A 9,300-nucleotide genomic window follows, 5' to 3' on the forward strand; every position below is an offset into this window, starting at 1 on the left:
TCGGTGGTCTCCCAGTACTGGATGCTGAGGACGACAAGGGAGTCCTCGTTGCGGAACGGGCAGATGCGCGTGGACCACCTGGGTCCGTCGTGCTTGTCGTCCGGGAGTGCGGGCGGCAGGTCGACACTCAGCCGCTGCCGGATCTCCTGGCAGCTCCGCCAGTCGCCGACGGAGTACTTGACGGCTCTGGCGGTTGCGTGGTCGTCGTGTCGCCCAGGGGCGTGGACGGAACGCGCCGACCATGGTGGCACGACCTGAGTGGTGCCGCCATTTGGCGTAATCGGCCGGTCATGTCGAGCGGGATGCCTCCTCGACCTGGGTCTTTCGGTCGGCGGGTGGGAGTGGCCCGAAATTGTCGGTGGTGGTCGCTAACGTCTCTCCTGCACCGCCGGACAGGCGGATCGGCTCGCTCGGGGGCAAGGAGAGGAATCGTTGTCGGACTGGGAAAGTGCGAGCACGGCGCGGGTGTTGCCACCTGCACGCCCGCGCAAGCTCGCCAAGGTGCCGTTCGTCGAGTTGGCGGATGGGCGGCTGCAGGGGGTGGTGTCCAGTGGGTCGGACATCGAGCGGGTGTACGTGTCCTCGGTTGCGGCGGGTAGTTACGAGTTTGCCTGCAGCACCAACAACAACCGGCCCTGTGGTGGGGCGCGGGGGTACTTCTGCAACCACATCGGTGCGCTGATCACCGAGGCGGTGTTGCAGTACGGGGTGGCGCGGGTGGCGCGGTATCTGCGGGTGGACGCGGAGGACATGGACGCGGAGGCCATTCGGTCGCTCATGCTGGCGGCGCGGCCGTCGCAGGCGGACAGTGCTGCCGCGGCGCAGGTGTTCAGCCGGTTCCTGCGTCACCTGGCCTATGTGGAGCTGCCGGCCACGACTGGTCCGTTGCCGGAGCTGCAGTGGTTCCCGTCGACCAGGGCGGTGGTGTGATGCGGGCCGATCTGCTGGTGGATCCCGTGGACGGGGTCGAGGAGGTGCTGGCGGTCGTCGACGGCTTCGACCGGGCGTTGGCCGCCGGGCTTCTGAGGCCGCAACCCGCTCAGGCCGCTGGGCTGGTCGGACTGGCTGAGGCGGTGGCGGCGTCTCCGCTGGGGGCGAAGGTGGCCGAGGCCGCGGAGAAGGCGGCGGCCGGTGCTGCGGGGGAGGAACACTTCGTTTCCCTTGCGGGGGCTCGGATCGCGTTGTTCGGGTCGGTGCACGATGCGCTGATGGCGCGGATCGGGCAGGCGACCGGGCGGGCGCAGGAGGACCTGAGCGGGTCGGTGCCGGGTGCGGGCCAGGCCGAGAACCTGTTGCTGGCCGCGCGGTCCTGGTTGGCTGATGTGGCGCGGGCCGGGTGGCAGGGGATCGACCACGATCTGGTTTCCGGTGCTGAGCCGGTGATTTCGGCGTTGTTGCCGGAACCTCGTCTGCGCCGGTTGGCCGCGCTGCTGGACGGGTTCGCGGCCGAGTTGGCGGCGTCGTGTCCCGGTTCGGCTCTGGAGCGGATTCCGGTGCGGCGCTGGGGAGATCTGTGGTCACGGGCGTTGCTGCTGACGCTGCCCAGGGCGATGGAGGCTCCCGCGAGCACGGTGACCGGGCGGTTGTTGCCGCTGGGGGTGGATCTGCACGAGCACGCGACCGCCGCGCAGGCGCAGGTGCACGCGGTGTTCGAGCCGGCTGACGGTGGGGCGCCGCGGTTGGTGCGGGCCAGTGTGTCCGCGCCGAAGCCGGACACGATCATCGGTGCCGGGATCTGGCAGTTGCTGCGGCCGCATTTGTCGTTGCTGGCAGCGGTCAGCGAGGGTCGGTCGATGGAGTTGACCGACATGCCGATCACCGCTGAGGGCGACCTGCTGTGGGTGGACGAGTGCGCGCGCAACGGTGAGCCTGCTGATCCGTTCGTCACCGCGCGAGTTGTCCTGCCGACCGCGAGCACGCCGCCGACGGCGCCGTTGGACCGTCACCCGGCCCGCATCGCCGTGCCCGTGTTCCTGGAGGGCTACACGGCCGAACAAGGCGACGCGCTGACCTTCAGCCTTGCCGGGCAGCCGGTTGCTGTGGACACCGATCGGGTGCCGGCCGCCGGGCCGCTCACGCCCGAGGCGGTGGCGGCGTCGAACGCGTGCATCGGTCTGCTGCGCTGGGACGCGGGCACGTTCCGGGTCCAGCCGCTCGCGGTCGAGACCACGGCGCGCAAGAAGACCGTGGCACTGCACGCCGGTGCCTGGGCCGGTGGCGCGGTGGACAAGGCCGGGGTCAAGGCGGAGAAGGCCGCGACCGACGCCGCGACTGTGCTGCGTGAGCGCGCCGGAAGGTTGCTGCGCAAATGACCGACGCACAGGAGAACCGCCGGCAGGTCCTGTACTGGCGGTTGCTGTCCCGGCTGTTCGACCACGAGGAACAGTCCACTTTGGAGTCAGCGAGTCTGGCCGTGCTCCAGGACATCGGCCTGCCGCCCGCGCTGCTGGACCCGCAGACCGGCGTCGACTCGATCGTGCAGCGCCACCCCGAGCTCGCCGCCGAGTTCGACGGCGTGATGGTTCCCGAGCAGGGGGACGACCGCGACAAGGCGGCTGAGGTGCGCAGGGCCGCGCTCGTGTCGAAGGTGTTGCTGAACGTCTTCAACACCGGGGCCGGCAACGTCACGGCTGGGCAGCTGTCGCGGTGGCAGGCCGACGCAGGGTGGCTGGAACGTGCGTTGGGCTGCCAGCCGGGGGCACTGCGCGGCAACGGCAGGAAAGCCGGACAGACGGGCACCGGGATGGGGCCGGGCACGCCGGACCTGAGCAACCTGATCCCGCAGATCGGGCCGGAACTCGGTGCCCTGGAAGCGGATCTGGTCAAGCGCATGCACCTGCGCGAGGTGCTCGCGGACCCGGCGCTCGCCGCCCAGCTCACGCCGAGCATGTCGCTGATCGAGCAGTTGTTGCGGGACAAGGACAACCTCTCCGGGGTGGCGCTGGCCAACGCCAAGTCGCTGATCCGCCGCTTCGTGGACGAGGTGGCCGAGGTGTTGCGCACGCAGGTGGAGAAGGCCTCCGCCGGGGCGCTCGACCGGTCGGTGCCGCCCAAGCGGGTCTTCCGCAACCTCGACCTCGACCGCACGATCTGGAAGAACCTGACGAACTGGAGTCCGGAGGAGGAGCGGCTCTACGTCGACCGCCTCTACTACCGGCACACCGCGCGCAAGACCACGCCGCAGCGGTTGATCGCGGTGGTGGACCAGTCCGGCTCCATGGTCGACTCGATGGTCAACTGCACCATCCTGGCCTCGATCTTCGCCGGTCTGCCCAAGGTCGACGTGCACCTGATCGCCTACGACACCAGGGCACTGGACCTGACCCCGTGGGTGGCGGACCCGTTCGAGACCTTGCTGCGCACCAACCTCGGTGGTGGTACCGACGGCACGGTCGCGATGGCGCTGACCCAGCCGAAGATCGCAGAGCCGCGCAACACCGTGGTGGTGTGGATCTCCGACTTCTACGAGTCCTACTGCGAGCAGCTCTACGACTCGATGGCGGCGATCCACCGCTCCGGGGCCAAGTTCATCCCGGTCGGCTCGGTGACCAGCTCCGGCCGCGGCAGCGTGAACCCGTGGTTCCGCGAGCGGTTCAAGGATCTCGGCACACCGGTGATCTCCGGCCACATCCGCAAGCTCGTCCACGAGCTCAAGACCTTCCTCACCATCTGACTTTCTTTCTGGCTAGAAAGGCACCACAAGACATGTCCGACCTGTTGCGCGCCCCCGCCGAGCTCAAGTACGCCGAGGAACTGGACTGGCTGGAGTCGGTCGACGACAACCCCAAGCCGTTCTCCTGGCGGTTGTCGCCGAAGATGATCCGCCTGTTCGTCCTGGGCGCCGAGCGGTCCGACGGCCTCGACCGGGAGGTCGCGCAGAAGTGGTTCGGTGACCGCAGCATCGTCGAGCGCGCCATCGTCACGCTGGCGTCCGACCGCGGTCTGCTGCTCATCGGCGACCCCGGCACCGGCAAGAGCTGGCTGGCCGAGCTGCTGGCCGCCGCGATCTCCCGCAACTCCACCCAGGTGGTGCAGGGCACCGCCGGCACGACCGAGGACCACATCAAGTACTCGTGGAACGTGTCGATGGTGATCGCCAAGGGCCAGTCCCGCGAGTCGATGATCCCGTCGCCGATCATGAACGCGATGGAGTCCGGCACCATCGGCCGGTTCGAGGAGCTCACCCGCTCGACCAGCGACGTCCAGGACGCGCTGATCTCGATTCTCTCCGAGAAGTACATCTCGGTGCCGGAGCTCAACGACGACAACATCGTGTTCGCCAAGCCGGGTTTCTCGGTCATCGCCACCGCGAACAGCCGCGACCGAGGCGTCAACGACCTGTCGTCGGCGCTGAAGCGGCGGTTCAACTTCGTGCGCATCCCGGTGGTGACGAACAAGAAGAGCGAGGCCGAGATCGTCCGGTTCCGGACCGAGGAACTGCTGCGCCGGCACCAGATCGAGCTGGACGTGCCGCCGACCCTGCTCGACGTGCTGCTGCGCAGCTTCGCCGACCTCCGCGCGGCGTCGGCGGCGGCGGGCAGCGACGACGAGAAGCTGGAGTCGGCGCTCTCCACCGCTGAGCAGATCGGCGTGCTGGAGGACGCCATCCTGCACAGCAACTTCTTCGGCGAACAAGCACTCACCGCGCGCACGCTCGGTTCCTCACTGGTGGGGTCGCTGTCGCGGCGGGCGCCGGAGGACCTGGCGATCATGAACAAGTACCTGCACGGGGTCGTCGAGCCGCGGGGCAAGGACGAGGGCGGGCTGTGGCCGGAGTTCCTGGCCGGCGGCCGCGACACGATCGCCACCCTCTCGTGAGCTTCGAGTCGCTGCGCACGCAGCTGAACGAGGCCGCGACGGCCTTCTCGGACGGACCCGGTGCCCTGGAAGGCATCCTGCTCGGCATGGTCGACGACGTCGACCGCGCGGTACGGGAACCGCTGGAGATCTTCCCGGTCTGCCACCACTCGCCGGCCTCGGCGGTGGCCATGGCCCGCCGGTTGCGGGACAAGCAGCCCAAGGTGGTCTACCTGGAGCTGTGCGAGGACATGGCGCCGCTGCTCACCGAGCTGCGCAACTGCCGTCTTCCCGTTGCGGTGCAAGCGTTCTCCAGCGAGGTCGACGGGTTCCCGGCCGACTGGGCGCCGCTGTCCGTGGTCGCGCCGATCACCGAGGCGTCCGCGGAGTACCAGGCGATCGCCTACGCCCTGGACACACCGGGCGTCGAGCTGGTCCTGGTCGACCGGTCCTCGGACCACGTGTTCCAGTGGCAGCCACCGGAGACCAAGGCAGCGGACGAGGACGCGCTGCACGGCGACGCGGTCGGCGTGGAGATCGGCGACCTGCGGCCGCGCTTCGCCGAGCTGGAGGAGCACCTGCTGCACCACGGCAAGGTGCGGCACTGGTCGGAGTGGTGGCACCAGTACGTCGAGCTCCCGCTCGGCGACAGCGACCACGACACGTACCGCCAGGTGATGTTCCTGATCGGCAGCCTGTTCCGGCGGCTCGCTCCCGGCAACCCGCACCGCGTACGCGTCGACGAGGACCGCGAGCGCTACATGTGGACCCGCATGCGCGAGCACCTGGCCGCCACCGGCACGGACCCGGCGGACTGCCTCTACGTCTGCGGCGCCTTCCACGCTGCCAGCCGGGTCGCGGAGTTCGGCGTCGACGGCAGCGACGGCTTCGTGATCAGTCCGCGCAGCGCGACGAAGTGGCAGCACGGCCTGATCCCGTCGAGCCACGCGGCGATCGAGGCGCAGTTCGACCTGGCGGCGGGCTCGGTGTCCATCGCGGCCACCGAGTGGGCGAAGAACCTCAAGCGCACCAAGGTGAAACCGTTCCAGCTGGCCGGTCAGGCAGGCAGCAAGAAGACCAAGAAACCCGCCGCACTGCCCGGCCAGGTCGCCGAACTCGCTGCGGTGGACCAGCTTTCCGGCTTCCTGCAACGTCCACCGGTCCTCGACCGCCTGGACGAGGCCGAGCTGCTGGGCTGGTCCGTGGAGATCGTCCGCGCGGCCCGCCGCAACGGTTATCTGGCCTCCACCGCCGACGCCATCGCGGTCTTCGAGACCTCGATCCTGCTGGCAGGTATGCGCGATCGAGCCAGGCCGACGCCGTACGACTTCCAGGACGCCGCCGTCACGTGCATCGAGAAGGACGTCGTCCCGGGCCGCCGGGACGTCCGCCGCCTGGTCGAGATCATGATGGGCGGCGACCGCATCGGCCAGGTCGGCTACGACGCCCTGCCACCGCTGGCCCGCGACGTGCACGACCGCCTCGCCCCGCTCAACCTCAAGCTCCAGCAACGCGGCGTGCAGCGGGCGTTGCTGGACATCGCCTCCCAGCCGGAGCTCGAACCCTGCTCGAACCTGCTGTGGATGCTGCGCTACCTGCTGCCGCACGGCGCCGCCCGCCCGATCATGGGCGAGCGGAAGCTGGGCGAACGCCCGATCCAGGAGTCCTGGGACCTAGCCCTCGGCACCCACCAGCGATCCCTGATCGAACTGGGCTACGAGGGCGTGAGCGTCGAACAGGTCGTGGAACAACGCCTCCGCCGCAGCGCCTACGACCCGCAGACCACCACGGCTTCGGTGCTCGAGGCCGTCGAGGACGCCATCCGCTACCTGCACAGCCCCCGCCTGGCAGGCGAACTGGGCACCCGCGCCCTGGAAGTCCTGTCAGGCGAACGCACGGTGGACGGCGCCCCGGAGGTCCTGCGCCGCTCCCGCCGCCTGCTCGCCTACTACCGCACGAACGAACCCGTTCTGCCGCAATGGATCGAATCCTTCGTCCGGACCGGCTACGCCCACTACTGCACCCTGCTGCCGACGGCGTTCACGGAGGAGGAAGCGGGCGTCGACCAGGTGGCCGCCATGCTCGGCTTCCTGTTCAGCATGGAGTCCCTGGCCCTGTCCCTGGGCTGCGACCGCACCCAGCTGGAACTGGCGGTGGCCCAGTCTCACCCGGAAGAGCCGTCGAAGGTGGCCCTGCTGTGGGCGGCCCAGGTCCACCTCGGCCGCCTGTCGAGGGCCGAACTCCGCACCCGGTGCGACGACCTGCTGGGCAACCCGCTGTCGCTGCCCAGCTATCCGCGCTACCTGAGCGGTTTCGTGCACGCCCTCGACCCGGTGCCGAGCCTGGTGGACTTCGTGGTGGAGACGATGTCCAACGCCTTCGCCCACCTGCCCGACCACCTGCTGCTGCCCTGGCTGCCCACCCTGATCAGCACCCTGCGCGCCCGCGGCGCCCAGTTCGTCCCGCTGCTCATCCGCGAGGCCGGCCGCCTGTTCCCAGGCCGCCTCCCGGCACTGGACGAGTGGGTCGCACCCTGGCACGACCAGCCCGCCCCCGTCTCCGTGCGCACGACCACCGGCAAGGGCCTCACCCTGCTGGCCGCCCACCCGGCGACCTGCGACGCGGTGGCCGACCTGCTCGGCTGCGAGGGTTCGTGGCAGACCGCACCGGGCGGGGTGGCGCTGCTGAGCCGTCACCCGGACACTGCGGTGGCACTGGAGGCGCTGCTGGCAACCTGAGTCGACGACCGGGGTCACGCCCGCCGCAAGCGCGCCGTCACGTCCCACTGAGGCGACGGGCTCGTGAGCGGGCGGTCCCCGTATTCCATGATGTCGCCGTCCACCTGCAGCCCGATCGTGGCGTAGCCCGTGCACGTCCCACCCCACCCGGTGGACAGTGTGACGAGATCAGCGGCGACCCCTTCCAGCCTCAGCCTGCCCTCGCAGTCGTAGGAGCCTCCGACGTGCACCATCCGCACGGAGCCCACGTCGGTCAGCAGGTCACCGGCCGTCAGCTGCACCTCGACGGTGACCGTGTGCCAGGAGTCGTCGCCTTTCTGGCCCTGTCCGTTCCAACGACCGGCGTACCCGTCCGGAAGTCCTTGAGCAGCGGGCTTCTTCGGGGCCGGCTTGGACGGGGTGGCGGTGGGTGCGAGAACCGTGGTCCGTTCCGGGGCGTCCGGTGATGCGGGCGGGGAGGTCTGCACGGCCGACGACGCCGCGGCCTTGCCTTCTTCCTCCGGCCACAACCTCGGGACGAACTCGGCGAACACCGTCGCGGCGGCCCCCAACAGCCCTATCACCACCCCCGCAACAACGGTCGGAGCCTTCCAGCCTGCTCGGGAGCTTCCATCGCCTGTCGCCATGGGTGTCCTCGGCTCTACGCGGGTTCGTACTTGGTTCTCGCCGCCCCTCTTCGGGGAGTTACACGGCCGGGACGCCACCTCCAGTGGCACCCTGGGACGCAGCGGCATCACGGCCGCACGGCACCACGAGGTTTCCGCAGTGACTGATCATCTTGTTCCCGCGCTGGCACGGTTCGTGCGCTCGATCGCGGTCCTCGCGATGCCCGCGGAAAGCCAGACGCAGTGGCTCGACTCGCTCGGCCTGCCTGGTGGGGCGCGGATCGCCGACGAGCTGGCGCTGGGGTTCGACGACGGGTTCGGAGCTGCTGCCGCAGTTCGTGGAACACGGGTGGGTCGCGGAGCAGGTCGCCGGGAAGCTGCGTGAGATCGACTCGTTGCTCTCGGCCATGAGCAAACCCGGGAACTCCGCGGTGTGGGACGTGTCGGCTCTCGGCAGCGCGAAGGAATGGGCCGAGGTGAGGGAGAAGGCCGCGGTCGCCCTTATCGAGATCTGACCGGGGCCGGAACGTCACGCGTCGATCTCGAAGTCCAGGGTTCCGACGGACTCCAGGCATTCGTTGAGCACGCCGGTGTGGAAGCGGGTCGCCTCGTCGTCGCCGCGGAACAAGGGCTTCTCACGTTCCCCGCCGCAGTAGGACTGACTCTGTCGAAGCGCTCGGGTCGCGTCGTAGCCGATCGGCCGGAGGTAACGGCGGAACCGACCCGCCGCGTCAGCCAACCGAGGGGAGGAAGCGGGCCGTGAGCAACCTGGTCTTGTTCACCGAGTCGCGGCGACGTCTCGAAGATCACCTTGATCTCGTGTCACAAGTTGCTGCCGATGGCGACGCCGCATTCGCCATGTCGATGATGCGCCGAGACGTCCCAGGCTTGGCCGCAGCTGTGCATGCGCTTTTCGACGAGCATCTCCCGGACGAGAACGGCTGTGCAAGAAGTGTCGCAACGGACCGTTCTGGCGCAGGATTCGCTCGCCGTGCCGGATTCCTCGGGCGATGTGAGTCCTAATGGGACAGTTGCCGCTCGATCGTCCATACGAGCCTGAACTGCCGCGGCCGACCACAGCTGATCAAGCGCAAAGGGAGCCGCGCTGGACGAGTAGGGGTGTGTCAAACGAGCGGTGTAACTCGGGTTGAAGGAAACTA

The 9,300-nt window shown here is 69.2% G+C and carries 9 protein-coding genes; 6 read left to right on the forward strand and 3 right to left on the reverse strand.

The features are described from left to right. Window positions 1-432: 432 nt before the first annotated feature. The 5 genes from LFM09_RS40140 to LFM09_RS40160 are packed head-to-tail and all read left to right on the forward strand — an operon-like array spanning window position 433 to window position 7,535. Entirely contained in the window at window positions 433-930 is a 498-nt protein-coding gene (locus LFM09_RS40140) for a hypothetical protein (RefSeq protein ID WP_414101871.1), read from the forward strand. After that, window positions 900-2,312 (forward strand): hypothetical protein, encoded by a 1,413-nt coding sequence (locus LFM09_RS40145; RefSeq protein WP_414101872.1) that lies wholly within the window; start codon window positions 900-902, stop codon window positions 2,310-2,312. The genes LFM09_RS40140 and LFM09_RS40145 overlap by 31 nt, the downstream gene beginning before the upstream one ends. Continuing rightward, the gene (locus LFM09_RS40150) at window positions 2,309-3,673 is read left to right on the forward strand and encodes a VWA domain-containing protein (RefSeq protein WP_414101873.1); all 1,365 of its coding nucleotides are present in this window, start codon (window positions 2,309-2,311) and stop codon (window positions 3,671-3,673) included. The genes LFM09_RS40145 and LFM09_RS40150 overlap by 4 nt, the downstream gene beginning before the upstream one ends. A 32-nt stretch (window positions 3,674-3,705) precedes the next feature. Then, window positions 3,706-4,818 carry an ATP-binding protein gene (locus LFM09_RS40155; protein ID WP_414101874.1) on the forward strand — a complete coding sequence of 371 codons (1,113 nt, stop codon included), beginning with the start codon at window positions 3,706-3,708 and terminating at the stop codon, window positions 4,816-4,818. Beyond that, the gene (locus LFM09_RS40160; protein WP_414101876.1) at window positions 4,815-7,535 is read left to right on the forward strand and encodes a DUF5682 family protein; all 2,721 of its coding nucleotides are present in this window, start codon (window positions 4,815-4,817) and stop codon (window positions 7,533-7,535) included. The genes LFM09_RS40155 and LFM09_RS40160 overlap by 4 nt, the downstream gene beginning before the upstream one ends. 14 nt (window positions 7,536-7,549) lie before the next feature. Here LFM09_RS40160 and LFM09_RS40165 read toward each other — a convergent pair whose 3' ends face one another. Continuing rightward, complete coding sequence (locus LFM09_RS40165) at window positions 7,550-8,086, reverse strand: hypothetical protein (RefSeq protein ID WP_414101877.1); 537 nt, start codon at window positions 8,084-8,086, stop codon at window positions 7,550-7,552. Window positions 8,087-8,300: 214 nt separating this feature from the next. Here LFM09_RS40165 and LFM09_RS40170 point away from each other — a divergent pair, with 214 nt between their 5' ends. After that, the gene (locus LFM09_RS40170; RefSeq protein WP_414101878.1) at window positions 8,301-8,525 is read left to right on the forward strand and encodes a hypothetical protein; all 225 of its coding nucleotides are present in this window, start codon (window positions 8,301-8,303) and stop codon (window positions 8,523-8,525) included. A gap of 144 nt (window positions 8,526-8,669) precedes the next feature. Here LFM09_RS40170 and LFM09_RS40175 read toward each other — a convergent pair whose 3' ends face one another. Beyond that, window positions 8,670-8,879, reverse strand: a complete 210-nt coding sequence (locus tag LFM09_RS40175; RefSeq protein ID WP_414101879.1) for a hypothetical protein — start codon at window positions 8,877-8,879, stop codon at window positions 8,670-8,672. Window positions 8,880-8,962: 83 nt separating this feature from the next. Continuing rightward, window positions 8,963-9,300: hypothetical protein (locus LFM09_RS40180; RefSeq protein WP_414101880.1), on the reverse strand; the 338-nt coding region annotated here is incomplete at its 5' end.

The sequence above is a fragment of the Lentzea alba genome (genome assembly GCF_047445655.1).
Classification (GTDB): domain Bacteria; phylum Actinomycetota; class Actinomycetes; order Mycobacteriales; family Pseudonocardiaceae; genus Lentzea; species Lentzea alba_A.

Excerpts from the sequence above, each read along its gene's own strand:
- LFM09_RS40150 (WP_414101873.1), top strand. The coding sequence starts at position 2,309 with ATGACCGACGCACAGGAGAACCGCCGGCAGGTCCTGTACTGGCGGTTG.
- LFM09_RS40155 (WP_414101874.1), top strand. The coding sequence starts at position 3,706 with ATGTCCGACCTGTTGCGCGCCCCCGCCGAGCTCAAGTACGCCGAGGAA.